This window comes from Streptomyces shenzhenensis (assembly GCF_021462265.1).
GTDB lineage: Bacteria > Actinomycetota > Actinomycetes > Streptomycetales > Streptomycetaceae > Streptomyces > Streptomyces shenzhenensis.
This window is the reverse complement of record NZ_JAJONF010000002.1, coordinates 312781-337730: the sequence shown is the minus strand read 5'-3', so window position 1 is coordinate 337730 and position 24950 is coordinate 312781. Positions and strand designations below refer to the sequence as shown.

General features: G+C 73.4%; 16 protein-coding genes. 9 read left to right on the top strand and 7 right to left on the bottom strand.

The features are described from left to right. Positions 1-408: 408 nt before the first annotated feature. From ppdK to LQ326_RS03980, 4 genes are all read left to right on the top strand, one after another. On the top strand, positions 409-3093 hold the full coding sequence (ppdK, locus tag LQ326_RS03995; RefSeq protein ID WP_234532493.1) for a pyruvate, phosphate dikinase: 2685 nt from the start codon (positions 409-411) through the stop codon (positions 3091-3093). Between the two features lie 326 nt (positions 3094-3419). Next, positions 3420-6083, top strand: a complete 2664-nt coding sequence (gene adhE, locus LQ326_RS03990; protein ID WP_234532491.1) for a bifunctional acetaldehyde-CoA/alcohol dehydrogenase — start codon at positions 3420-3422, stop codon at positions 6081-6083. A 96-nt stretch (positions 6084-6179) separates the two neighbouring features. After that, positions 6180-7394 (top strand): globin domain-containing protein, encoded by a 1215-nt coding sequence (locus LQ326_RS03985; RefSeq protein ID WP_234532489.1) that lies wholly within the window; start codon positions 6180-6182, stop codon positions 7392-7394. Between the two features lie 20 nt (positions 7395-7414). Then, entirely contained in the window at positions 7415-7837 is a 423-nt protein-coding gene (locus LQ326_RS03980) for a hypothetical protein (RefSeq protein WP_234532487.1), read from the top strand. Positions 7838-7925: 88 nt separating this feature from the next. On the opposite strand, the gene LQ326_RS03975 is transcribed toward LQ326_RS03980, so the two are convergent. Then, on the bottom strand, positions 7926-8756 hold the full coding sequence (locus LQ326_RS03975; RefSeq protein WP_234532836.1) for a universal stress protein: 831 nt from the start codon (positions 8754-8756) through the stop codon (positions 7926-7928). 322 nt (positions 8757-9078) lie between these two features. Between LQ326_RS03975 and LQ326_RS03970 the strand changes: the two genes are divergently transcribed. From LQ326_RS03970 to LQ326_RS03960, 3 genes are all read left to right on the top strand, one after another. After that, the gene (locus LQ326_RS03970; protein WP_234532485.1) at positions 9079-9660 is read left to right on the top strand and encodes an Rv1733c family protein; all 582 of its coding nucleotides are present in this window, start codon (positions 9079-9081) and stop codon (positions 9658-9660) included. A 319-nt stretch (positions 9661-9979) separates the two neighbouring features. Beyond that, on the top strand, positions 9980-12430 hold the full coding sequence (locus LQ326_RS03965) for an ATP-binding SpoIIE family protein phosphatase (RefSeq protein ID WP_234532483.1): 2451 nt from the start codon (positions 9980-9982) through the stop codon (positions 12428-12430). A gap of 261 nt (positions 12431-12691) precedes the next feature. Beyond that, a complete protein-coding gene (locus LQ326_RS03960) occupies positions 12692-13141 on the top strand; it encodes a pyridoxamine 5'-phosphate oxidase family protein (protein WP_234532480.1) in 450 nt (149 codons plus the stop codon). Positions 13142-13197: 56 nt separating this feature from the next. On the opposite strand, the gene LQ326_RS03955 is transcribed toward LQ326_RS03960, so the two are convergent. Together LQ326_RS03955 and LQ326_RS03950 are read right to left on the bottom strand one after the other, a co-directional pair. Next, on the bottom strand, positions 13198-15153 hold the full coding sequence (locus LQ326_RS03955; RefSeq protein WP_234532479.1) for a PAS domain S-box protein: 1956 nt from the start codon (positions 15151-15153) through the stop codon (positions 13198-13200). Between the two features lie 268 nt (positions 15154-15421). Continuing rightward, the gene (locus LQ326_RS03950; RefSeq protein ID WP_234532476.1) at positions 15422-16438 is read right to left on the bottom strand and encodes a helix-turn-helix transcriptional regulator; all 1017 of its coding nucleotides are present in this window, start codon (positions 16436-16438) and stop codon (positions 15422-15424) included. A gap of 101 nt (positions 16439-16539) precedes the next feature. Between LQ326_RS03950 and LQ326_RS03945 the strand changes: the two genes are divergently transcribed. Continuing rightward, positions 16540-16971, top strand: coding sequence for a VOC family protein (locus tag LQ326_RS03945; RefSeq protein ID WP_181809535.1), 432 nt, complete (start codon positions 16540-16542; stop codon positions 16969-16971). A 245-nt stretch (positions 16972-17216) separates the two neighbouring features. Continuing rightward, the gene (locus LQ326_RS03940) at positions 17217-17984 is read left to right on the top strand and encodes a hypothetical protein (RefSeq protein ID WP_234532474.1); all 768 of its coding nucleotides are present in this window, start codon (positions 17217-17219) and stop codon (positions 17982-17984) included. 472 nt (positions 17985-18456) lie between these two features. Here the strand turns inward: LQ326_RS03940 and sbnA are convergent, their stop codons facing one another. The 4 genes from sbnA to LQ326_RS03915 are packed head-to-tail and all read right to left on the bottom strand — an operon-like array spanning position 18457 to position 24942. Continuing rightward, positions 18457-19545 carry a 2,3-diaminopropionate biosynthesis protein SbnA gene (gene sbnA, locus LQ326_RS03930; protein WP_234532472.1) on the bottom strand — a complete coding sequence of 363 codons (1089 nt, stop codon included), beginning with the start codon at positions 19543-19545 and terminating at the stop codon, positions 18457-18459. A gap of 36 nt (positions 19546-19581) precedes the next feature. Further along, a complete protein-coding gene (sbnB, locus tag LQ326_RS03925) occupies positions 19582-20652 on the bottom strand; it encodes a 2,3-diaminopropionate biosynthesis protein SbnB (protein WP_234532471.1) in 1071 nt (356 codons plus the stop codon). After that, on the bottom strand, positions 20649-21653 hold the full coding sequence (locus tag LQ326_RS03920) for a TauD/TfdA family dioxygenase (RefSeq protein ID WP_234532469.1): 1005 nt from the start codon (positions 21651-21653) through the stop codon (positions 20649-20651). Before LQ326_RS03920 ends, sbnB begins: the two co-directional genes overlap by 4 nt. Positions 21654-21690: 37 nt before the next feature. Further along, the gene (locus tag LQ326_RS03915; protein WP_234532467.1) at positions 21691-24942 is read right to left on the bottom strand and encodes a non-ribosomal peptide synthetase; all 3252 of its coding nucleotides are present in this window, start codon (positions 24940-24942) and stop codon (positions 21691-21693) included. Positions 24943-24950: the final 8 nt, after the last annotated feature.

The window sequence follows — 24950 nt, the reverse complement described above, 5'->3', positions numbered from 1 at the left end:
AACGCACCCCGCCGTCACGGTGCCCGGTCGTTCCGCCGCCGCGGCCCGGGGCTGCCCCGTGCGCACCGCTCCCGCGGGGGCAGGGCCCACCGGCCCCGCGAGGCCGTCCGGGACCAGCCGTCCGCCCGCCTCCCACGAGAACCACGGCGCCGAACCCGTCCCACGGACGTCCGCCCGGACGTCGCCGAACGCTACGCCCGCGGCGAGACCGACGAGGAGGAGTACCGGCACCGCCTGGACACCCTGCGCGGCTCACGGTCAGGACCGGCCGGGAACCGAGCCGGACCAGGGACCTGCCGGGGCCGACCGGCCCATCGGCGGGGACCGACAGCACCTGCCCCCTGCGACGCCGGCGGCCGGACGCTGGAGAGAGCATCCAGCCGAAGCCCGACGGAGGAGACCCAGATCATGGTCCGTTACGTGTACGACTTCGCAGAAGGCGGCCGTGACCTGGCCGGCCTGCTCGGCGGCAAGGGAGCGAACCTCGCCGAGATGACCCGGCTGGGGCTGCCGGTGCCGCCTGGCTTCACCGTGACGACCGAGGCCTGCCGGGCCTTCCTCCGCACCGGCAGCGAGCCGGACGGACTGGCCGAGGAGATCTCCGCGCGTCTGCTCGCCCTGGAGAACGCGGACGGCCGGAAGCTGGGGCAGCCCGACGACCCGCTGCTGCTGTCGGTCCGCTCCGGGGCACGCTTCTCCATGCCCGGCATGATGGAGACGATCCTCGACATCGGTCTCGGCGACGACTCCGTGCTCGGCCTGGCGAAGGTCTCGGGCAACGAGCGCTTCGCCTGGGACTCCTATCGTCGGCTCGTGCAGATGTTCGGAAGCACGGTCATGGGTGTCGACAGCGGAGTGTTCGAGAGGGCCCTGTCCGATCTCAAGCGCACCCGGGGCGCGGCCGACGACCTGGGCCTGGACGCCACGGACCTCGCCGGGCTCGTCGAGACGTACAAGGCCCTCATCCGCCGGGAGACCGGCGAGGACTTCCCGCAGTCCCCGGACGAGCAGCTGCGCCGGGCCGTTCTCGCCGTCTTCGAGTCCTGGAACGGCGAGCGGGCCCGGATCTACCGGCGCCGCGAGCACATCGCCGACGACCTCGGCACCGCGGTGAACGTGCAGACCATGGTCTTCGGGAACCTCGGCTCCGACTCGGGCAGCGGGGTGGCCTTCACCCGCGACCCCGCCACCGGGCGCCCCGGCCTGTACGGCGACTACCTGCCGAACGCACAGGGCGAGGACGTGGTGGCGGGCATCCGCAACACCGTGTCGCTGACCGACCTGGAAGAGCTCGACCCGGTCTCCTACGCCCAGCTGCGCGGTCACATGGAGACCCTGGAGAGGCACTACCGGGATCTGTGCGACATCGAGTTCACCATCGAGCGCGGCCGGCTGTGGATGCTGCAGACCCGGGTCGGCAAGCGCACCGCCGAGGCCGCGTTCGCCATCGCCTCCGAGTTGGCGGACGAGGGCCTGATCAGCCCCGCGGAGGCGCTGGGCCGGGTCGCCGGGGACGGGCTCGCCCGGCTGATGTTCCCCCGTTTCGACACCTCGGGCGTCGGCGAGGCGCTCGCGCACGGCCTTCCCGCCTCGCCGGGCGCGGCCGTGGGCGCCGCCGTGTTCGACTCCGCCGAGGCGGTCCGCCGGGCCGCCGCGGGCGAGCAGGTGGTGCTCGTCCGTCAGGAGACCACCCCCGACGACCTGCCGGGCATGATCGCCGCACAGGCGGTGCTGACCAGCCGCGGCGGCAAGACGAGCCATGCCGCCGTGGTCGCGCGCGGCATGGGCACGGTCTGCGTCTGCGGCGCGGAGGAGATCGCCGTGGACACCGCGGCCCGTCGCTTCACCGTGGGCGACACCGTCGTCGAGGAGGGCGACGTCATCTCCGTCGACGGCTCCGAGGGCGCGGTGTACCCGGGCGCGGCTCCCCTGGTCGACTCCGCGGTGATGCAGTACTTCGAGTCGGGCGAGCGGTCGGCCGGGCTGGTCGAGTCCGTGGCCCGCGCCATGGAAGAGGCCGACCGCGGCGCCCGGTTGGAGGTGCGTGCGAACGCCGACAACCCGGAGGACGCGGCCCGCGCCCGGCGGTTCGGCGCGCGGGGCATCGGGCTGTGCCGTACCGAGCACATGTTCCTGGGCGAGCGGCGCAAGCTGGTCGAGGCGATGATCCTGGCCCGCGACGAGTCCGAGCGCAAGGAGGCGCTGGGCGCGCTGCTGCCGCTCCAGCGCGCGGACTTCGCCGGCATCCTGGAGGCGATGGACGGTCTGCCGGTCACCATCCGGCTCATCGACCCGCCCCTGCACGAGTTCCTGCCCGACCGCACGGACCTGGCCGTGCGGATCGCCGCCGCCGAGGCCCGGGGCGACCGACCGGACCCGCACGACGTGGAGTTGCTGGCGGCGGTCAGCCGGATGCACGAGGAGAACCCGATGCTCGGGTTGCGGGGTGTGCGCCTGGGACTGGTGGTGCCCGGTCTGGTGGCCATGCAGGTACGGGCGATCGCCGAGGCGGTCGTGGCCCGCACCAGGGCCGGCGGCTCTCCCGAGGCGGAGATCATGGTGCCACTGGTCGGTGCCGTCGAGGAACTGCGCATCGAGCGGACCGAGGTGGAGCGGGTCCTGGCCGAGGTGTCCGAGGAGACGGGCGTGCCCGTGCACTGCCCGGTCGGCACGATGATCGAGCTGCCCCGGGCCGCCCTCACCGCGGGCCGGATCGCCGAGGAGGCGGAGTTCTTCTCCTTCGGCACGAACGACCTCACCCAGACCACCTGGGGCTTCTCCCGCGACGACGTCGAGGCCGCGTTCTTCTCCGCCTACCTCGACAAGGGCATCTTCGCCACCTCGCCGTTCGAGACCCTCGACCGCGACGGCGTCGGCCGGCTGGTCCGCCTCGCCGTCGACGAGGGCCGCGCCGCCCGCCCCGACCTGAAGATCGGCGTGTGCGGCGAGCACGGCGGCGATCCCGAGTCCGTCCACTTCTTCCACCACGCCGGGCTGGACTACGTCTCCTGCTCGCCGTTCCGCGTCCCGGTCGCCCGGCTGGAGGCCGGACGGGCCGCCCTGCCCGAGACCGGCGGCAGCGACAGCCGCTGAGCGCGCGGGGCCCGGGCTCGCGCCCCCGAGCCCGAGCCCCGCGGACAAGATCTGACTGGCCGTCAGACGGTGTGTGACGGCGAGCTGCCGGACCGTGCGCCGGGCACACCACGACGGACACGACGGTGGACTGATCGGCCCTCGCGAGCGGGGGCCGATCAGTCCCTCATGAGGACCAACGGGACCTGGGTGCACGGCAGTTGACGAGAGAAGCTGCTGGTGGGAGCGGTGCCCGGGCCCCGCGGTGCCGCTCCCTCCCGCGCCGCCACCCGTGCGGTTGCCGCTCGCGCGGTCGCCGCCCCTCTCCACGACGGAGGCCTGCCGACATGACCCGCCACGACGACCGCAGCGCGAGCACCGGACCCACCGGAGCTCCCTCCGACATCGCCATCGCGGTGGACCGCCTGGTGACGAACGGGCTCAAGGCGCTCGCCGACTACGAGGAGCTCGACCAGGAACAGGTCGACCACATCGTGAAGAAGGCCTCGGTCGCCGCCCTGGACCAGCACACCGGGCTCGCGCGGCTCGCCGTGCGGGAGACCGGACGCGGAGTGTTCGAGGACAAGGCCGCCAAGAACATGTTCGCCTGCGAGTACGTCACGCACAGCATGGGCCCGATGAAGACGGTCGGTGTCATCGCCCGCGACGACATCGACGACATGACCGAGGTGGCCGAGCCGGTCGGCGTGGTGTGCGCGGTCACCCCGGTCACCAACCCGACCTCCACCACCGTCTTCAAGGCCCTGATGGCGTTGAAGACCCGCAACCCGGTGGTGTTCGCCTTCCACCCCGCCGCCCAGCACTGCAGCGCGGAGGCGGCCCGTGTCGTGCGCGACGCGGCGGTCGCCGCGGGCGCGCCGGAGCACTGCGTCCAGTGGATCGAGACGCCGTCCGTCGAGGCGACCGGCGCGCTGATGCGCCATCCCGGCGTCGCGCTGATCCTCGCCACCGGCGGCAACGCCATGGTCAAGGCCGCGTACTCGGCCGGCAAGCCCGCGCTCGGCGTGGGGGCGGGCAATGTCCCCGCCTACGTCCACCGCAGCGCCGACATCCGCCGGGCCGTGAACGACCTGGTGCTGTCCAAGTCGTTCGACAACGGCATGATCTGCGCCTCCGAACAGGCCGTCATCCTGGACGAGGAGATCTACGACCGGGTCCTCGCCGAATTCCGCACGCTGCACGCCTACGTGGCGACCGCCGAGGAGAAGGCGAAGCTGGAGGCGTTCCTGTTCCCGGCCGGCGAGCCGGCGGGCGGGGGCTGCGAGCCCAAGGTCAACTCGGCGGCCGTCGGGCAGAGTCCGGTGTGGATCGCCGAGCAGGCCGGGTTCTCCGTACCGCGGGACACCTCGCTCATCCTGGTCGAGGCCGAGCAGGTCGGGCCGCAGGAGCCGCTCACCCGTGAGAAGCTCTGCCCGGTCCTCGCCGTCCTGCGGGCCGGCTCCGCGGAGCAGGGCTTCGACCTCGCCGCCGCCATGGTCGCCTTCCACGGGCAGGGCCACAGCGCCGTCATCCACACGGGGGACCTCGAACTGGCCGAGGCGTACGGCCGTCGTATGAAGACGGTCCGGATCATCGTCAACGCCCCTTCCTCGCAGGGCGCGATCGGCGGCATCTACAACAGCCTGCTGCCGTCGCTGACGCTCGGCTGCGGCTCCTGGGGCAGCACCTCGGTGTCCAACAACGTCTCCGCCGCCCAGTTGCTGAACGTCAAGCGGGTCTCCGCGCGCCGCAACAACCTCCAGTGGTTCAAGGTCCCGCCGAAGATCTACTTCGAGCCGCAGTCCATCCGCTACCTGACCTCGATGCCGGACGTCCACCGCGTCACCGTCGTCACCGACGCGACGATGACCCGCCTCGGCCTCGTCGACCGGGTCGAGCGCGTGCTGCGGCGGCGCCGGGATCCGGTCACCATCCAGGTCATCGACAACGTCGAACCCGAACCCAGCATCGACTCCGTCCGGCGCGGCGCCCGTCTCATGGGCGACTTCCGCCCGGACACCATCATCGCCCTGGGCGGCGGATCCCCGATGGACGCCGCCAAGGTGATGTGGCTGCTGTACGAACAGCAGGCCGAGGGCAAGGACGTCGACTTCGCCGACATGCGGCACAAGTTCTCCGACATCCGAAAGCGCGCCTTCCGTTTTCCCGTGCTGGGCAAGCTCGCCCGCCTGGTGTGCGTCCCCACCACGTCGGGCACGGGCGCCGAGGTCACCCCCTTCGCGGTGATCTCCGACCCGGCCACCGGCAAGAAGTACCCGCTGGCCGACTACGCGCTCACCCCCAGCGTGGCCATCATCGACCCGCTGCTCACCACCGGACTCCCGCGGGCGCTGGCGGCCGACAGCGGCTTCGACGCCCTCACCCACGCCATCGAGGCGTACGTGTCCGTCTACGCCAACGACTTCACCGACGGCCTCGCCCTGCACGCGATCCGGCTGATCTTCGAGAACATCGAGGCGGCGGTGAACGACCGTGCGGACCGGCCCGAGGCGCGGGAGAAGATGCACAACGCCGGCACCATCGCCGGCATGGCCTTCGGCAACGCCTTCCTCGGCATCGTCCACGCCATGTCCCACACGCTCGGCGCCACCTTCCGCATCGCGCACGGCCGCACCAACGCGGTCCTGCTGCCGCACGTCATCCGCTACAACGGCACCGTCCCCACGAAGCTCACCGGCTGGCCGAAGTACGAGCACTACCGTGCGCCCGAGCGCTTCCAGGACATCGCCCGCACCCTCGGCCTGCCGGCCGCCACCCCGGCGGAGGGAGTCGAGTCGCTGGCCGAGGCCGTGGAGCGGCTCCGGGACGCCGTGGGCATCGAGCCGTCGTTCCAGGCTCTCGCCGTCGACGAGCGGGCCTTCCTCGACGCGCTGCCCCAGCAGGCCCTGAACGCCTTCGAGGACCAGTGCGCGCCCGCCAATCCCCGGATGCCCATGCTCGACGACATGCAACAGCTCATGCGGGCCGCCTACTACGGGCGCAGCTCGTAGCCCGCCCCGGCGGTGCCCGACCGCCGGTCCGCAGGGCACCGCCCCACGGCGACGCCGTCGCCTCCTTCCCACCGTCCACCCCGTCCGGGAGACCCCATGCTGTCCGCGGATTCCGCCGCCCTGGTACGCGCCACCCTGCCCGCCGTGGCCGGAGCGCTCGACGAGATCACGACCCGTTTCTACGCCACGATGTTCCATGACCGGCCGGAGCTGCTCGACGGCATGTTCAACCGCGGCAACCAGGCGAGCGGGGAGCAGCGGCGTGCGCTGGCCGGTGCGATCGCCGCGTTCGCCGGCGCGCTGCTGGAGAACCCCGGGACCCGGCCGGACCAGCTGCTGTCCCGGATCGCGCACAAGCATGCCGCCGTCGGCGTCACCGACGACCAGTACACGATCGTGCACAAGTACCTGTTCGGCGCGATCGCCGAGGTCCTCGGGGACGCGGTCACCCCGGAGGTGGCGGCCGCCTGGGACGAGGTGTACTGGCTCATGGCCGGTGCCCTGATCAGCCGGGAGGCGCTCCTCTACCAGGACGCGGGCGTCCAGCCCGGCGGGATCTGGCGGCCCTGGACAGTCGTCGAACGCCGTACCGAGACCCCCGACGTCGTCTCCTTCCTGCTTCGGCCGGCGGACGGCGGACGCATCCCGCGCGCCCGCGCGGGCCAGTACGTCAGCGTCCGCGTGTGCCTGGCGGACGGGGTGCACCAGCTGCGCCAGTACAGCCTCTCCTCGGACCCGGGGGAGGGACTGCGGCGAATCACCGTGAAGCGGGTCGCGGGGCACGCCGGCGATCCGGACGGGGAGGTCTCCGGCCTGCTGTTCGACACCGTCCGCGAGGGCGACGAGCTGCTGCTGTCCGCGCCGTTCGGTGACGTCTTCCTCGACGACCCGGTGGACACCACCACGCCCGTCGTCCTGGTCTCGGCGGGCATCGGCTGCACCCCCATGACCGGCATCCTCGCCCACCTGGCCGGCCTCCGCTCGATCCGCCGGGTCCTGGTCCTGCACGCCGACCGCTCCCCCGCCGAGCACGCCCTGCGCGCCGAGACGCACGACCTCGTCGCCCAGCTGCCGAGCGCCCGCGCCGTCTTCTGGTACGAGCGCCCCGGACCGGAGGAACCCGACGCCCGCACCGGCCCGATGGACCTGAGCCGCACCGGACTCCCCGACAACGCGACGGTGTTCCTGTGCGGCCCGCTCCCCTTCATGCGGGACGTACGCGGGCAGCTGCTGCGCTCCGGCGTGCCCGCCCGCCGCATCCGTTACGAGGTGTTCGGCCCCGACCTGTGGCTGCCGGACACCACCGCCTGAACCGACTCAAGGAGAACCGCATGACCACCAACCACGCCCGGACGACGCCCGCCGTCGAGGTGCGCTCCGACGGCGCCGCCGACGAGGAGACCCTGGCGTACGCCCGGACGAAGATCGACGCCGTGCTGAGCAGGCCGGGCCTGCCCGCCGTCAGCGGCGAGGTGCGCATCCTGCGAGCGGTCGCCCACCACGCCGGCCACCCGTGGTCGGCCACGGCCGATCTGCACATCGGCGGCCGCCAGGTGGTCGTCACGGTGCCCGGGGAGGCGACGGCCGCGGAGGCCGTCGACCGGCTCCAGGACCGGCTGCGCCGCCAGACGGACCGGGCCGCCGAGGCCTGGAGCGACGGACGCCGGACGGCGACCCCGCCATGGCGCGGCGGACGCCCGCAGTCCCACGGCACGGACGGCGGCACCGCCGACGAGGGTTCCCGCCCGGCCTGACACCGACGTCGAACGACCGGAGCGGCACCGCGTCCCCGCGGTGCCGCTCCGGTCGTGTGCGAAAGGCCGTCAGCCGTGCGCGGGGGCGTCATCCCTCCGGTACGACGATCAGGGGACAGTGCGACCGGTGCAACAGCAGGTGGGTGACCGGACCGAGGCGTGGTCCGAACACACCGGTGCGGCGGTGGGCGCCGACGACCACCACGGCGGCTTCCGCGGACGCCGTCAGCAGGGCCGGAGCGGGCGCCGCACGGACCGTGTGGGACTCCACGGCGACCCCGGGATGCAGGTCCCGCAGGTGGCTGAGGGCGAAGTGCGTGACGGCGTCCTCGGCCAGGCTCTCCCGCACCATCCGCTCCTGGCCGGGGCTGCGCACCGCCGTGAGGGAGGGCAGCTCGGGGGTGACGTGCCGGTGACTCCAGGAATGCAGGACGCGCAGGCTCACACCGCGCCGCTCGGCCTCCTGGAAGGCGTACTCCGCCGCCCGCAGGTCCGAGTCGCCGGCGAGGCCCAGCAGCACGGGCCGGTCCTCGTCGCAGCGGTGGTCTCCGCGGACGACCAGGAGCGGTCCGCGGACCAGGGCGGCCAGCCGCAGGCTCACCGAGCCGAACGCCGAGCCCGCGACCGTGCCCAGGCCGCGTGTTCCCACCACGGTGAGGGCGGCGCCCTCGCTCTCGCGCGCCAGGGCGTGCACCACGCCCCCCTCGGCCGCGACGGTCTCGACGGGCAGCCCCGGCCACCGCTCGCTGAGGCGCGAGACGGCGTAGCCCAGGACCGGTTCGGCCTCGTCGCGGTCGGGAACCGCGTACAGCACACGCAGCGTGACGCCGTGCCGGACGGCCTCGGCCGCGGCCCGGTCCAGGGCTCGCACGGAGGTCGGGGAACCGTCGACACCGACGGCTATGTGACGCAGGGTCATGGTCATACCTCTCCTTCCCTCGGCAGGCGGTGCGGTGGCAGCGCCACTCGACACCGCGCAGCGGATTCTTCGGACGATGCTTCTCGTACGCCACGGCCCGCAGCAGATGCCGATGGAACCCGGGCAAGCGCCGAACGGCCCCAGGGAGCAAGGGCCGTTCAGACCGTACGGGGTCGCCGGTTGAGTGCCGCCGCGCACCGTCAGGCCGTGGCGCCGGTGCCAAGTGGCCCTGTGACCGCCCCTGTTCGGCTCATGCCCGGCCACCGGGCGGCCTGTCACCTTCATGGATGTCACCACGACGACCTGGAGGAGGTGCGGACCGATGCCCAGTGGCAAGTACGCGAGGAAGTGGCTGTGGCGGTGGCGGAGCAACCCGCTGCGGCGCCACGACGACATCGTGGAGTCCTGGATCGTGCTGGCCGTGTGGGCGGTCTTCGCCGCGGGCGGTACCGTCACCGGGCTGGTGACGGCCCATGCCGCGGACGAGGTGTTCGCGCAGCAGCGAGCCGAACGGCAGTCCGTCCGCGCCGTGCTCCTCGACGACGTCCCGCACACCGCCCCGGCGATCGGCACGACGACCGAGCGCCGTTCGACGACGGTGCGCTGGACCACGTCCGACGGCCGGACGCACACCGGCCGGACCCTGGTGGACGCCGGCCTCGAGGCAGGGTCCGGGGTCACGGTCTGGCACGACGGCCATGGCCGTCTGACCCCGGCGCCGCCGGGCCCCGCGGAAGCCGCGATCGAGGCGGGCTTCCTGGGCGCGGCCGCGGCGGCCGCTCTCGGCGGTGCGGTGTTCGCGGGAGGCGCGGTCGCCCGGCGGCGGCTCGACCGGCGGCGCATCGACGAGTGGGACAGGCAGTGGGAGCTCGTGGGACCCCGGTGGGGCCACCAGACCAGCTGAGGACGCGACGGATCCGGGCCACGGGGCCGGAGCCGCCTGTCCGCCACGCGGCGTGACCACTTCCGCACCCCCGTGTCGCCGCCCAGGCGTCCGTTCCGCTCCCCGGCGCCGGCCGGGCCGCGGCCCTCACCTCGCCGATCGCGGCAGCGGCGGCGATGGAAGTGACGCGCGGGAGCGAGTGGAGAACGATAGAGACGAAGACCGCAGAAGCGAGGAACAAGGTCGATGCGGTGAGACCGGCCGCCTCGGACGTCCCATGACCGTCCGGCGTTCGTCCGGGGCCACGGCGGCCGAGCCGGCAGAACGGGCGGTGACCGGCATGCGTGATGCCAACCCACTGGGCGGGAGCGAAGCCGTCGCGCCCGATCCGGCGGACCCGGCCACGGTGGTCGTCGACGACCGGGGAGTCGTGACCGGGTGGAGCGCGGGCGCCGAGCGGCTGCTGGGCTATCCCTGCCAGGAGGCCGTCGGCAGCCCTGTCACTCGTCTGATCGCGTCGGACGACAGCACCGGCGACGGCCTCGCGGCCCTGAGCGTGGCCGCGACGACGGCCCTGCTCCGGCACCGGGACGGCCGGCCCGTGGCGGTGCGGGTGCGGGCGTATCCGTCGGTCGACGGAGCGGGCCGCACCCAGCGGCTGCTGGTGGTGACGCGACCGGAGCCGTCGCCACCGGAGGAGGTGTCGGGCGACGAGCCACCGGAGGAGGTGTCGGGCGACGAGGCTTTCGTCCAGTGCCGGCTGCCCTTGATGGTGTACGACGGCGCCCTGCGGGCGGTGCGGGCGAGCGCCGGTGCCGTGCGCGAGCTGGGTCTGTGCGAGGAGCGGATGCGCGGCCAGCGGGTCACCGAGATCCTGCCCCCGCACCTGTGCCGCCGGGTGGAGGACGGCATGGGCAGGGTCCTCGCGACGGGTGTGCCCGAGGAGCTCCGCCTGCGGGGCCGGGCCCGGCCGGACGGCCCCGAGAGGGTCTGGTCCGTCACCATCTCTCCGCTGGTCACTCCGGCGGGGCAGGTGCGGCACGTGGAGGTGTCCGCGCTGGACGTCAGCGAACAGTTCCTGGCGCGGGAACGGCTCACGCTGCTCAACGACGTCAGCGCCCAGGTGGGCAGCACGCTGGACGTGATGCGCACGGCGCAGGAGATGGCGGACGTCACGGTGGACCGGCTCGCCGACTTCGTCACCGTCGATCTGCTCGACTCCCTGTTCCGCGGCGTCGAGCCGAAACAGTCCGCCACGGGCATGGTCCTGCTGCGGCGGGCGGCGCAGCAGTCCGTGCTGCCCGGGACGCCCGAGGCGGTGATCCGGCCGGGAGACGCCGACACCTACCCCGCCTCCGCGCCCCCGGTCCGCTGCCTGGCCACCGGCCGGCCCTCGCTGCACACCGCCGAGGAGGAGGCGATCCGGGTCTGGGCAGGGGCCGATCCCGACCGGGCGGAGAAGATCTACGGGTTCCGGATGCACTCGATCATGGTCGTTCCGCTGCGCGCCCGCGGCATCACCCTCGGCGTGTCGGTCATGGTCCGGCACCGGCGTGCGGAGCCGTTCACCCACGACGACCTGATGCTGGCCGAGGAGATCGCCGCGCGCACCGCCGTGGCCGTGGACAACGCCCGCCGCTACACCCACGAACGCGACACCGCGCTGGCCCTGCAGCGCAGCCTGCTGCCACGCCGGCTCGCGGCCCAGGACGCGGTCGAGGTGGCCCATCGCTACCTTCCGGCCCGTACCCGGGCCGGGCTGGGCGGTGACTGGTACGACGTGATCCCGCTCTCGGGCGCCAGGGTGGCGCTGGTGGTGGGCGACGTGGTGGGTCACGGGCTGCGCGCGTCGGCCACCATGGGGCGGCTGCGGACCGCGGTGCGCACGCTGGCCGACGTCGAACTTCCCGCCGACGAGCTGCTCACCCACCTCGACGACCTCGTCACGCACCTGGCGGCCGAGGAGGACAGCTCGGCGGGCCACGAGGACGACCTCGATCCCGGCGCCGATCTCGTCGCCACCTGCCTGTACGTGGTCTACGACCCCGTCTCGCGCCGGTGCACGGCCGCCAGCGCGGGCCATCCGCCCCCCGCCCTCGTCGGCCCGGACGGCCCGGCGGACTTCCTCGACGTACCGCCCGGCCCGCCGCTGGGCGTGGGAGGGCTGCCCTTCGAGACCGTCGAGCGGGAGCTGCCCGCGGGCAGCCTCCTGGCGCTGTACACCGACGGCCTGGTCCAGAACACCGGGCACGACCTGGGCAGCGGTCTGGCGCGGCTGCGCCGTCTGCTCGACGGGGCCGCCTGCCGACCGCTGGAGGAGCTGTGCGACGACCTGACCCGGAAGCTGCTGCCCCCGCAGCCGGAGGACGACGTGGCCCTGCTCGTCGCCCGCAGCCGGGTGCTGGACGCCGGCCGGGTCGCCACCTGGGACGTGCCCTTCGACCCGGCCAGGGTGGCCGACGCCCGCGCCCAGGCGCTGGCCCGGCTGGAGGCCTGGCACCTGCCGGAGGCGGCGTTCACCACCGAGCTGGTGGTCAGCGAACTCGTCACCAACGCGCTCCGCTACGGGCAGCCGCCCGTCCAGCTCCGGCTGATCCGGGACGCGACACTGATCTGCGAGGTCTCCGACGCCAGCGGCACCGCCCCGCACCTGCGCCGGGCCCGCACCTACGACGAGGGCGGCCGCGGCCTGCTGCTGGTCGCCCAGCTGGCCTCGCGCTGGGGCACCCGTCACCAGCCGGGCGGCAAGACCATCTGGGCCGAGATCGAACTGGCCGGGCAGGACGCGTGACGGCACGCGGGCGGCAGCGACGCCCGCTCACGTACGAGCCGCGAGCCGCACGAGCCGCACGAACCGCACGAACCGCACGAGCCGTGAGCCGCGAGCCGCACGAGCCGTGAGTGATGCGCGGCTTCTCGCCGGTGGAGCCGACACCCCCGGGCGCCGTGTGCGCACACGCCGGCCGGCGTGGTCGGGTGCGTCCCCGCGGCGGGCCCGAAATAGGGCCTGTCGGCCCTACAGCCCCGAACACTCCAGGAGGAGTATGGGCGGATGCCACCGAACGACGGCTTCCGCGCACTCGACCGCCAGGAGTGCCTTCGCCTGCTCGCCAAGGTGCCGGTCGGTCGGGTGGTCTACACCCAGCAGGCGCTGCCCGCGGTCCTTCCGGTCAACTTCGCGCTGGACACCGATGCTTCGGTGCTGCTGTGCACCGCCGCGGGGTCGGATCTGGTCCGTGCGATCGGAGGCGTGGTGGTGGCCTTCGAGGCGGACGAGTTCGACGCCGAGAACCGGTCCGGCTGGAGCGTGGTCGTCACCGGCCGGGCCGCGGTGGTGAGCGATCCCGCGGAGCGGGCACGGCTGGCGCAGGCCGCCCCCCGCTCATGGATGCCGATCAGCGACCCGGTGTTGGTCCGGATCGAGTCCGAGATGGTCACCGGGCGTGAACTGGGCCTGCCCCGCCGCCTCGTGGCCCCGCCGAAGCAACAGCCGGACGGCTGACTCCGGCCCCGGGGCCGGGTGCCGGGACCGCGGTCGGGCCTCTCGACCGGGCCGTGTCACAGCCTCAGCGTGAACCAGGTCGTCTTGCCCTCGTCGGTGGGGCGCACGCCCCAGGTGTCGGCGAGGGTGCGGACCAGGAGCAGGCCGCGGCCCGACTCCTCGTCCCCGGCCGCGATACGGGGCTGAGGCAGGTGCGGGCTGCGGTCGCTGACCTCGACGGTGAGTTCGGTGGCGGTGCGGCACAGGTGCAGACCGATGGGGCCCTCGGCGTGCTGCACGGCGTTGGTGAGGGTCTCGGACAGCAGCAGGAGTGCCTCGTCCACCGGGCCCGCGCAGTCCCAGGAGAGCAGCGCCTTGCTGAGGAACGCACGGCCCTCGGGCACCGACGAGGGGACGGCCGGGAGGTCGGTCGTGACGGCCGCCGGGGGTGCGGCCGGCAGTTGGGCGAGCAGGAGCGTCACATCGTCGTCGTGGCTGTCGGCCTCCGGCAGCAGCCGGGTCAGGACGTGGTCGGCGGCGGTCTCAAGGGTCGGCGGGGCGGTGAAGAACCCGCTCAGCACCGAGGTGAGTTCGGCGATCCGGAACTCGATGTCGCTGCCGGGGGTCTCGACCAGGCCGTCGGTGTAGAGGATGAGGGTGGCGCCGGGCGGCACGGCCGTCGACGACTGCTCGTAGAGGACGTCCCCGACCCCGAGCGGGGCGTTGACCGGCGCCGGGAGCCTGTCGACGGTGCCGCGGGGGGTGGCCACCAGGGTCGGCAGGTGACCGGCTGAGCAGACGGTCACCGTGCCCGTGTCCGGGGCTATGGTGAGGTAGCAGCAGGTCACCAGCTGGTCCGGCACGTCGAGGTCCTCGACGCAGGTGTCGAGGGCCTGCATCAGCTGCCGGGGCTGCATGCCGGTCTTGGCCAGGGCGTGCGCGGCCGAGCGCAACTGGCCCATCACCGCGGCGGCTTCGAGTCCGCGGCCCATCACGTCCCCGATGAGGACGCCGACCCGGCCCGCGCCCAGCGGTATGAGGTCGAACCAGTCACCGCCCACTCCCGCGCCCTGCGTGGCCGGCCGGTAGCGGCTCGCCGTGGCCAGGCCGGGGATCGCGGGCGGCGTGCCCATGAGGCTGCGCTGCAGAGTGAGCGCGATGTGCCGCTGCTGCTCGTACAGGGCGGTCAGTTCGGCCTCCGCGCGCTTGCGGTCGCTGATGTCCCGCACGATGGCGCACGCCCCGACGACCGTGCCGTCGGTGTCCCGGGTCGGCCAGAGGGTGACGTCCACGTCCAGCAGACCGCCGTCCTTGGTCAGCCGGAGCGTCTCGAAGTGCTCGACCTTCTCGCCGTGCAGCAGCCGTTCCAGGAGTGCGCTGATCTCGCCGCGCAGTTCGGGCGGGGAGAGCAGCGACACGTGCCGGCCTATGACCTCCTCGGCCGTGTAGCCGTACAGCCGCTGGGCCGCCGCGTTCCAGTAGGTGATGTAGCCGTCGAGGGTCTTCGCCAGGATCGCGTCCTGGGACGACTCGACGAGCGCGGCGAGTTCGTTGATGCGGGCCTCGGCCGCCTTGCGGTCGCTGACGTCCCGGACGGCGGCGGAGACCAGCAGTCCGTCCGCGGTCTCCAGCGGGCTGAGGCTGATCTCGACGGGGAACTCGGTGCCGTCCTTGCGCAGCCCGTGCAGGTCGAGCCCCACGCCCATCGGACGGACCTGGCGGTTGGCGGCGTATCCGCCGCGGTGCTCCGTGTGCTGGCCGCGGAAGCGGTGCGGCATCAGCAACTCGACCGGGCGGTCCAGGAGTTCCTCGCGCCCGTAGCCGAAGAGGGCCTCGGTCTGGGCGTTGACGAGTCGGATGGTTCCGGTGTCGTCGACGATCACCATGGCGTCGGGTGCCGCCTCCAGCAGGCCGCGGAACCTTTCCTCCGCGGCCTTCGGCCCGTCCGCGCCGGCACCCGCGCCACACCGGCAGGCCCCCCGGCCCGCTCCGGTCGCCGAACAAGCCAGACCCGACTCGGCAAACGTGTCCATGTCCGCCCCCTCCCGCCGTTGCGCCGAATCAGGTCATCTCAGCGCATCAGGACGGGAAACAGGGTGACATGTCGGTTACTGTCAGCCATCTGTTCGAACCTGTCCGTCAACGGCCCGCCGCGGCTCGGTTCGGTGAGAGGGCGCGGAACCGAGGGCCGCGCCGGAGCGCGCACCGTCAGGTGGGACCGGCGACGGCCGGTCCGCCCCGCCGCGTGGATGCGGCTGCCCGGCACACCGCGGAGCAGGCGGCGCCTCGTGCCCGGCTCGGTCAGCCGGCCGGCGGTTCGGCCCGGCGGGCGCAGGCGGCCACGCGGTCGGCGTGTGCGACGACGAGGTCGCGCAGTTCGCCGGGGCGCTCGATGACGAACGGCCGGTCGAGCGAGGCGAGGAGCGGGGGCAACCAGTCGAGCCGCTCCGCCCGCAGCTCGACGCGCAGCCAGCGCTCGGCCGCCCGGTCCCGGCCCGCCGCGGGCTCGTGCTCGTCTTCGTGCTCCTGGAGGATCGCGACGCCGGCGGGCAGGCGGGCGCGGATCTGCGCGGCGGTCCCGTGGATCCGCAGGGTCACCGCGTGCCGGTAGTCGGCCGTGGCGAACCCTGCCAGCAGACGCTGTGCCGGATCGGGGCCCGCGGGCGGTTCGAAGGAGCCGGGCAGGGTCCGCGCGTCCGCGATGCGGTCGAGCCGGAAGGTGCGGTCCTCGCCGATCCGGGCGTCCTTGCCGGTGACGTACCAGCGGCCGGCGTGGGCGACGATCCCGTACGGGTGCAGTGTGCGTTCGCTGCGCCGTGCTTCGCGGTCGGTGTAGCGGACGGCGACGGGCCGGCGGTGGCGCACCGCGTCGGCGACGGTGAGCAGGACGCCGGCGTCCGGGGTGTCGAACTCCCCGGGCCGGTCGGTGAAGGCGAGTGCCTCCAGGAGGGCGTCGAGGCGACGGGCGGTGTCCTTGGGCAGCACCCGCCGGATCTTCGCCGCCGCCGTCTCGCCTGCCGTCAGCCGCGCCGTCGTCAGCCCTGCCCGGCGGCCGGCGACGAGGCCGAGCAGCACGGCAAGCGCCTCGTCGTCGCTGAGCATCAGGGGAGGCAGCCGGTAGCCGGGGGCGAGCCGGTAGCCGCCGTAGCGGCCGCGCACCGATTCCACGGGGACGTCGAGGTCGATCAACTGGTCCACGTACCGCCGCACGGTGCGTCCTTGGACGCCGAGCCGGTCGGCGAGTTCGGCGACGGTCCGGGTGCCGCCCGACTGCAGTAGTTCCAGGAGTGTCAGCACGCGGCCGGTAGGTCGGGACATGGGCACAACCTAACGCGGAATACCGGACCGATTCTGTCCACTATCTCTCCTAGCCTGCGCAGTGCACGCCTTCAGCACAACCGCACAGCCAGGGAGATTCCATGGAGTTCGTCTCGATCCGCATCATCACCGGCGACGTGGCACGCCTCGTCGCGTTCTACGAGCGGGCCACCGGGGCGCGGGCGACGTGGTTCACCGAGGACTTCGCCGAGCTTCAGACCGCGGGCGCGGTCCTCGCGATCGCGGGCACCCGCACCGTCCCGCTGTTCGCCCCGGGCTCCGCCCGCCCGGCGGACAACCACAGCGTGATCACCGAGTTCCTCGTCGACGACGTGGACCGCGTCCACCGGGACCTGACCGGCTTCGTCACCGACTTCGTCAGCGGGCCCACCACGATGCCCTGGGGCAACCGGTCGCTGCTGCTCCGCGACCCCGACGGCAACCTCGTCAACTTCTTCACCCCCGTCACCCCGGCGGCCGTCGAGAAGTTCGCACGTCGGCGCCCCGCACAGCCGGTGACCCAGGAGCCCTGAGCCGCCGCCGGCACAGGGCTGCCGGACGCGCCGCCGTGTCGTCGGGGTGGCCGAAGGGGAGATCCGTGCCACCGGTGCGCCCTGTCCGCGACCGGTGGCGGCCGCCTGCCCCGCCGTCCGCCCGCGGCCGCCTGCTCGAAACCCCCTGCGCGCTGTTCCCCTGAGTACGGCTACTCATGCCGCCCCGCGCCGGGGCGGGGACGATGGGCCGTGTCGGCGTGCGGGCAGGAGACGGAGACCGGGGCATGGGGAGATTTCTCGCAGCGGTGGCGGCCGTCGTGGCGGCGGCCGCGGCGTTGGTTCTCGCGTACGCGGCGGGCGCACCGACCGCCGTGGTGTTCACCGTGGGGACGGGTGTGCTGAGCCTGCTGTGGCTGCTGCTCCTGCTCACCCTGCCCTGGAACCTGTACTTCCGGGCACATGCGGTGCTCGCCGAGATCGCGGTCAGCCGGGAGAAGGGCATCCAGGTCCCGGCGGCCCGGGACGCCGAGGCCGCGCGCATCGCCCGCGCCATGCTCCGGGCGGCGGTCGCGGGGCACGTCCTGACGGCGGCGGTCGTCGTCGCCGTCACCTGGGCGACGGGCGAGTTCACGGGGTACTGGTTCGCCGCCTTCTTCCTGCTGAGCACCTTCTTCCGGCCGGCCGGCGCGTACTTCGGCCAGCTCCGCAGGCGCCTGGGCACGCTCCTGAAGGACGTCACGTATCCGCGGGACGACGTCGTCGAACTGCAGGCCCGGCTGAACCACGCCGAGGCCGGGACGCGGGTCCTGGAGGAGAAGGCGGAGGAACAGTACCGGGCCCTCGCCGAACTGCGCCGCACCGTGGACGCGCTGACCATGAGCACCTACGAGCGGGCGGAGGAGGCGGACCGCAGGATCACCGCGCTGGGCAGGCAGTTCGAGTCCACGGTGAACCGCCTCACCGACAACCAGGAGATCATCGCGGGCGTCAAGGCGTTCCTGCGGCTGCTGCACTCCACCGACGCGGCCGACGGCACCCCGGCCGCCGGGTGACCGACCGGCCGAACCCGCACGCACCGTCCGGGGTTCGGACATGGACGCCAGTACAACACCCCCTGTCCCGGCCGCCGTCGACGTCGTGGAGTTGCTCACCGGCCCGTATGCCGGGTACGCCAGGCTGCGGGCGGCCGGGCCCGTGCACCGGGTCGCCGGGCACCGACGGGCTGCCGGCCTGGCCGGTGACACGGTACGAGGACGTGCGCCAGGGGCCCTGGCCGACCCGCGGCTCTCCCTCGACAAGGCCAGTACCAGGCCCGGCGGTTGCCGGGGGCTCGCGCCGCCGCCCGCGCTCGACGCACCGGGCCTGGACCGACGCCCTCGTCGTCCCGGACCCGGCCCGGCCCGAGCGGGCGAAGGAGGAGGACCCGGTCGCCCGGCCGCGGACGCGCCGCGGCCCCTCGGGTGGCGCCGTGCGGGCGTCTCCGAGGGGCTGCGCTTCGGCGTGGCGTGCCGCCGGGTGCGGCCGTCAGGTGCTGCGCCGGCGGGCCGGTGCGCGGGAGGCGGACTTGGGCTCCCGGGGCAGCGGCTTCGGCGCTGCGGTGTTCCTGGTGTCGAGCACCTCGCCGTCGTCACCGGCGCCGGGCACCCGGTCGCCCTCCTCGCCGGCCAGTATCCGGTCGCCGTAGAGGTCCTGGAGCCAGTTGGTCTGGTAGATGGTGTCGAGGTAGCGCTCGCCGAGGTCGGGCGCGATGGCGACCGCGGTGAGGTCACCTGCGTCCTGCCGGGACAGCCAGTCCGTCGCCCCGCTGACGACGGTCCCGGTGGAGCCGCCGAACAGGAAGCCGTGCCGGGCCATGCGATGGCACATCCGGATGGTGTCCGGCTCCTCCACCTGGATCACCTCGTCGACGAGTGACTCGTCGAGCAGCGGCGGGCGCATGCTCATGCCGAGGCCCGGGATCATCCGGCGGCCCGGTTCGCCGCCGAACGCCACCGAGCCCGCCGCGTCCACGGCGACGATCCGCACCGGCCGGTGCCACTCGCGGAAGTAGCGGGCGCAGCCCATCAGGGTTCCGGTGGTGCCCGCGCCGACGAACAGCACGTCCAGTTCGGGGAACCGGCGGGCGATCTCCGGGGCGGTCGTGCGGTAGTGCGCCGTCCAGTTGCCCGCGTTGGTGTACTGGCTGAGCCAGACGTACCGGTCGTCCGACGCGCACAGCGAGCGGACGTACTCGATCCGGGTGCCCAGGAACCCGCCGTTGGAGTCCTGGTCGGCCACGATGTGCACCTCGCTGCCGAGCGCCTCCATCAGGAGCCTGGTCGACAGGTTGCAACGGGAGTCCGTCACACACAGGAACCGGTAACCCTTGCTTGCGGCGATCATGCTGAGCGCGACGCCGAGGTTGCCGGAGGAGGACTCGACGAGGACGGAGTCCGCTTTCAGGATTCCGTCCCGCTCGGCGTTCTCCACCATCTCGTTCGCGGCCTTCAGCTTGATGGAACCGGCGAAGTTGAAGGCCTCGCACTTCAGGTAGAGCGGGTGTCCGCAGATCGACTCCAGGTCGACGAAGAGATCGCCCTCGTTGAAGGCGTGGGGAGCGGAGATGACAGGCACGGCGGGCCTCCTGGTGCCGGGCCGAGGACGACGGCCTCAGCCGTAGCGGCGCAGTTCGTGGAAGAAGTCATCGATGAGACAGAGGTCCCCGGCCCGGGACACCTCGTCGTAGACGTACTTGCCGACGGCGAGGTCGAGGACGCCGAGTCCGAAGGGCGAGAAGATCACCGGGCGGTCGGCCGGCGGGGCCGCCCGTCCGCACATGACGTCGCCGAGGGTTCCGTTCAGGAAGTCCCGGCTGCCGGTGAGCTGTTCGACCAGATGGGGTGAGGTGTCGGCCTGCAGGCAGTGGTCGACGTCGTCGACGAAGTTGGCCGCGCCCAGCAGGATCTCCGGGGCGAGGTCGCGCAGGGACACGTGCAGGACCAGCGGGTTGTGGGTGAGCAGGGCCGGGTCCGTGACGTGGGGCCGGCCGGCGATGGTGGCGAAGACCACGAGGTCGCTGCCGCGGACCAGGTCCTCGGCACGCTCGTGGACGGTGATCCGCGCGGCCGTGCCGGTCTGTTCCAGGTAGCCGCGGAAGCCTCCGGCGCTGTCGGCGGACAGGTCGTGCACACCGATCTCGTCGAAGTCCCAGCCGGTGCCCGCCAGGAAGGTGTGGATGTAGCGGGCGATCAGGCCGGTGCCGAAGAACCCGACCCGGGTGGGGCGGGTGCGGCCGCGGCTGAGCCAGTCGGCGGCCAGGGCGGCGGAGGCCGCGGTCCTGGTGGCACTGATGATGGAACTCTCCAGGCAGGCGAACGGGTAGCCGGTGTCGTGGTCGTTGAGGACCAGCACCGCGGAGGCCCGCGGCAGCCCGGCGGTCACGTTCTCCGGGAAGCTGGAGATCCACTTCAGGCCGTCCACCTGGACCGTCCCGCCGAGGGAGGCCGGCAGCGCGATGATCCGCGAGGCCGGCCGGTCGGCGAAGCGCAGGAAGTACGACGGCGGGTTGACCGAGTCTCCGGCGTCGTGCAGCCGGTAGACGGACTCGATCAGCTCGACGAGTTCCTTCTCGCGGCCGCTCAGGGCGCGCTTGACCCGCTCACCGGTGATCACCGCGAAGGTCGGCGCGGCCGGCCGGCCGGATGCGGCCGCCCGGGCGGCCGACGACAGCACATCGGTCATCGCTCGCTCGCCTCCAGGGCCGGGCAGTCCTCGGCCGGCCGGACGGGTTCGCCCATGCCGACGAGCACCTGCCGCTCTCCGCTGAACGCCTCTCTGCTGTGCGCGGTGCGGATGTTGTCCACGAGCAGCAGGTCACCCGCCTGCCATGGCTCGCGCCGGGTGTGTGCCTCGTAGGTGTCGTTGATCAGCTGGACGACGTCCTCGGCGATCGGGGTGCCGTCGCCGTGGCGGGTGTTGAAGGGCAGTCCGTCGGCGCCGTAGACGTCCACCAGGTACTCGCGCACCTCGGGGGCGAGGGTCCACTCGTTGAGGAAGGCGATCTGGTTGAACCAGCAGCGCCGGCCGGTGACCGGGTGCCGGACGACGGCGTTGCGGCGCTGTTCGGTGCGCAGGGTGCCGTCGGGCTGCCAGGTGAAGTCGATGGCGTTGGCCCGGCAGTAGCGCTCGATCTCGGCGCGGTCGCCGGTGCCGAAGGACTCGGTGAGGCTCGCGCCGATCTCGTCGTTGTAGCTGCGGGTCAGGATCCAGCCCTCCCGCTCGAACCGGTCGACGAGTCCGGCGGGCAGTGCCCGCAGCATCTCCTCGGCGTCGGCGACCGCCGTCGCGCCGCCCTGTCCGGGCGCGGTGAGGCAGGCGAACAGCATCAGGCCGGGCACCTGGAGCGCGTAGCTCAGCTCGTGGTGCATGCACATGGGCTGGTTGGCCGGCCAGGGCGTGGACGCGTACACACCGGGCCGGTGCGTCTCGCGGGGGGCGAAGGCCTCCCGCTCCGTCATGAGTTCCCCGGCCAGGTGCCCGAAGACGGCACCTGCCTGGCCGGGGTCGCTCAGCCGGAGACCGCGGACGACCAGTGCCCCGTCCTCGGTGACCTGCGCGCGCAGCGCGTCGCGGTGCTCGGCCGCCCACTTCGGGGGGTCGTCGGGCGGATCGACGCGCAACAGTGCCGGCTTGTCCGGCTGCCGCTCCACGTCGAGCGGTGATGCCAGGGAGGAGAACGGCATCTCGGGTTCCTTTCGGTCGACCGCCTGGTGTGACGGGTCAGCGGGAGGCGAGGGGGAGGACGGTGGTCAGGACGGCCTGCGCGGCCTCGGCCGGGCGGGTCCGCAGGAAGTGGTGGCCGCCGTCCGCGAGTTCGAGCAGTTCGACGCGGTCGGCCAGGAGCAGCCAGTCCCGGTGGTGCCGGGCGTGGCCGGCGGTGTGCGGGTCGTCGGCGGCGACGACCACCGCGAGGGGGGCGGACAGCTTGGCGGGCGGCGGGGCTTCGAGGGCCGCGCCGAAGTAGCGGTGGGCCTCGGCGCAGTCGTGCCGGTAGGCGGCGGCGATGTGCGCGGCGTGCCGCGGGTTCAGTTCGGCGAGTTCGGGGTGAGCGCCGTCCGCGGCCAGGCGCGCCGCGATCTCGGCGTCGCCCAGGTGCGTCAGTTCGGTGACGCCGGCGTGCCGTTCGGCGGCGGTGCCGAGCAGTTGGGCGCCGAGGAAGAGCCGCTCCACGTCTGTGCCGCGCCGCTGGAGCCGGCGCGCCGTCTCGACGGCCGGGGCGGCTCCCGAGGAGTGGCCCCACAGCATGACCCGGGTCAGTCCGCGTGCCGTGATCTCGGCGGCGACCCGTTCGGCCACCTCCTCGACGGGCGCGAACGGCTCGGGGGGCGCGGCCAGGTTGTGGCCGGGCGGGTCCACGGCGAGGACCGTGAGGCCGCTGCCGGCCAGGGCGCTCGCCATCGGCTGGTAGTTGACCGCGTTGCCGCCCGCGTACGGGAAGCAGACCAGGGCGCACCCGGCCGTGCCGTTCCCGTCCGCCAGGGTCACCAGCAGCTCCGGGCGCTGCCGGGACGGGCCGTCGAGGAGGGCGGCCAGGTCGGCGAGGACGGGGTGCCGGGTGATGTCCTTCAGGGACACCGCGCGGTCGAGGGCGAGGCTGAGCTTGACCGCGGTCAGGGAGGTGCCGCCGGAGTCGAAGAAGTGGTCGGTGCGGCCGATCTCTTCCTCGGGCACCCCGAGCAGGCCGGCCCAGGCGGCGGCCAGTCTCCGCTCGGTCGCGGTGAGCCGGTCCGTGGCCGTGCGGTGTGCGTCACCGTACGGCGTGCTCTCGGCCAGCCTGGTCAGGGCCTTCTTGTCGATCTTGCCGTTGGCGGTCAGCGGCAGGCTGTCCTGCCAGTGGAAGGCCGCGGGGACCATGTAGGCGGGCAGCACCGCGCCGAGTTCCTCGCGCAGGGCCTCGGGGCGCTGCCGGCTGCCGGAGTAGAAGGCGACGAGCTGCTTGCCGCCGCCGGACCGCTCGGCGACGACCACCGCGCAGTCCCGGACGCCGGCCACCCGCAGCAGGCCGTTCTCGATCTCGCCGATCTCGATCCGGAAGCCGCGGATCTTGACCTGGCTGTCCCGGCGGCCGAGGAACTCCAGCTTGCCGCCGGGGTGCCAGCGCCCCCAGTCGCCGCCCAGGTAGAGCCGCTCACCGGGCCGGTAGGGGTCCGTGCGGTAGGCCTCGCGGGTGCGCTCGGGATCGTTGACGTAGCCGCGGCCCACGCAGACGCCGGAGAAGGCGATCAGTCCGGGGGCGCCCAGCGGGACCAGCGACAGGTGCTCGTCGACGACGTACACGCGGACGTTGCCGACGGCCCGGCCGAGCAGCACCCGCTCGGGCACCTCCCGCAGCAGCTCGTGGTTGGTGTCGTCCGACGTCTCCGTCAGACCGTAGGCGTTGAGCAGCCCGACGTCCGGCTGGACCGCGAACCAGCGCTGGACCAGCTCCCGTTTGAGTGCCTCCCCGGTCACCGACACGCACCGCAGGTCCGGCAGGGTGCGCGGGTGCTGCTCCAGGCAGGAGACGACGACCTCCAGGTACGACGGCACCAGCTGGACCACGCCGACCCGGGCGCGCTCCAGGGTGTCGGTGAACCGGGCCACGTCCGTGATCACGTCCTGCTCGACGAGCAGGGTCCGTCCCCCCGCCAGGAGCGGGGCGACTAGCTGCCACAGGGAGATGTCGAAGCACTGCGGCGCGGTCTGCGCCACCACGGTCCCCTCGCCGATCGCCAGGTCGTCGATCTTGGCGTGGAGGTGGTTGAGCATGCCCGCGTGCTCGCACATCGCCCCCTTGGGCTCGCCGGTGGAGCCGGAGGTGAAGTAGATGTAGGCGAGCTGGCCGGGATCGACCCGGATCCCGGGGTCGTCGTCGGCGTGCGGTTCGGCGTACGCCGTGTCGAACGGCAGCTTCTGGACGCCCGGCAGGGCGGCCAGCGCCCGGTCCAGGGTGCCGGTGCTGCCGGGTTCGGTCAGGGCCAGCCGGCATCCGGCCCGGGACAGGGTGGCCTCGATGCGGCCGGCCGGGAAGTGCGGTTCGATCGGCAGGTACACACCGCCCGCCTTGAACACCGCCAGCACCGCCGCCAGCCAGTCGAGGGTTCGCTCGGTGACGACGGCGACCACGTCCTCCCGGCCCAGGCCTCTGGCCAGCAGGGCGCGCGCCAGCCTGTTGGCGCGCCGGTTGAGTTCGTCGTACGTCCACTCCCGCGTGCCGTGCACGGCGGCAACGGCCTGCGGATGGGCCCGTACCCGCTGCTCGAACAGTTCGTGAGCGCGGGCGTCCGGCAGCGGGCGGTGCGGCCCGGCCAGGTCTTCCAGCTGCACGCGGTGTTCCTCGGCGGACAGCAGACTCTGCCGGCCGTGGTCGGCGTCCGGGTCGGCCGTCATCAGCCGCAGCGCGGTCAGGTGGTAGCCGCCGATGCGGGCCGCCGCCTCGCTGTCCAGGACGTCCGTGCGGTACCGCAGGCGCAGGGTCAGCCGGCCGTCCCGGTCGGACCAGCGCACGTGCAGGACGCCCTCGTCGGCATGGGTCCCGTCGGCTCCGAGGGGGCCCCAGACGACCTCGAACGGCGGCTCGGTCAGGCCGAGTTCGCGCCGCAGCTCGGTCACCGGGTGGTCCCGGTGCGCCAGCACCTCCGCCTCGGCGTGCCCGGCGGCCGCCAGCAGCGCCGCCCAGCTCCCCGTGGGGACGGACACCCGGCACGGCAGCGGTTCGCCGCCCGCACCGGCGGCGTGGCCCGTGACCACCTCCGGCTCACCGCAGAGCGCGGACAGCACCTTGAGGTGGGCGGCCAGCAGCACCGCGCCGGCCGACAGACCCTGCCGCCAGGCCAGTTCGCGTACCGCCCGCGCCACGTCGTCCGGCACCGGTGTCTCGTGCCCGGCCGTTCCCGGCACCGGTACCCGGACCCACCGGGGCACGGCGGTGGCACCGCCGGCGGTCAGTGTCCGGGTCCAGAAGTCCCGGTCCGTCTCCACGCGCGTTCCCATCGAATGGC

Coding starts and splice junctions, on each gene's coding strand:
- ppdK (WP_234532493.1), top strand. CDS start 409: ATGGTCCGTTACGTGTACGACTTCGCAGAAGGCGGCCGTGACCTGGCC.
- adhE (WP_234532491.1), top strand. CDS start 3,420: ATGACCCGCCACGACGACCGCAGCGCGAGCACCGGACCCACCGGAGCT.
- LQ326_RS03985 (WP_234532489.1), top strand. CDS start 6,180: ATGCTGTCCGCGGATTCCGCCGCCCTGGTACGCGCCACCCTGCCCGCC.
- LQ326_RS03980 (WP_234532487.1), top strand. CDS start 7,415: ATGACCACCAACCACGCCCGGACGACGCCCGCCGTCGAGGTGCGCTCC.
- LQ326_RS03975 (WP_234532836.1), bottom strand. CDS start 8,756: ATGACCCTGCGTCACATAGCCGTCGGTGTCGACGGTTCCCCGACCTCC.
- LQ326_RS03970 (WP_234532485.1), top strand. CDS start 9,079: ATGCCCAGTGGCAAGTACGCGAGGAAGTGGCTGTGGCGGTGGCGGAGC.
- LQ326_RS03965 (WP_234532483.1), top strand. CDS start 9,980: ATGCGTGATGCCAACCCACTGGGCGGGAGCGAAGCCGTCGCGCCCGAT.
- LQ326_RS03960 (WP_234532480.1), top strand. CDS start 12,692: ATGCCACCGAACGACGGCTTCCGCGCACTCGACCGCCAGGAGTGCCTT.
- LQ326_RS03955 (WP_234532479.1), bottom strand. CDS start 15,153: ATGGACACGTTTGCCGAGTCGGGTCTGGCTTGTTCGGCGACCGGAGCG.
- LQ326_RS03950 (WP_234532476.1), bottom strand. CDS start 16,438: ATGTCCCGACCTACCGGCCGCGTGCTGACACTCCTGGAACTACTGCAG.
- LQ326_RS03945 (WP_181809535.1), top strand. CDS start 16,540: ATGGAGTTCGTCTCGATCCGCATCATCACCGGCGACGTGGCACGCCTC.
- LQ326_RS03940 (WP_234532474.1), top strand. CDS start 17,217: ATGGGGAGATTTCTCGCAGCGGTGGCGGCCGTCGTGGCGGCGGCCGCG.
- sbnB (WP_234532471.1), bottom strand. CDS start 20,652: ATGACCGATGTGCTGTCGTCGGCCGCCCGGGCGGCCGCATCCGGCCGG.
- LQ326_RS03920 (WP_234532469.1), bottom strand. CDS start 21,653: ATGCCGTTCTCCTCCCTGGCATCACCGCTCGACGTGGAGCGGCAGCCG.
- LQ326_RS03915 (WP_234532467.1), bottom strand. CDS start 24,942: ATGGGAACGCGCGTGGAGACGGACCGGGACTTCTGGACCCGGACACTG.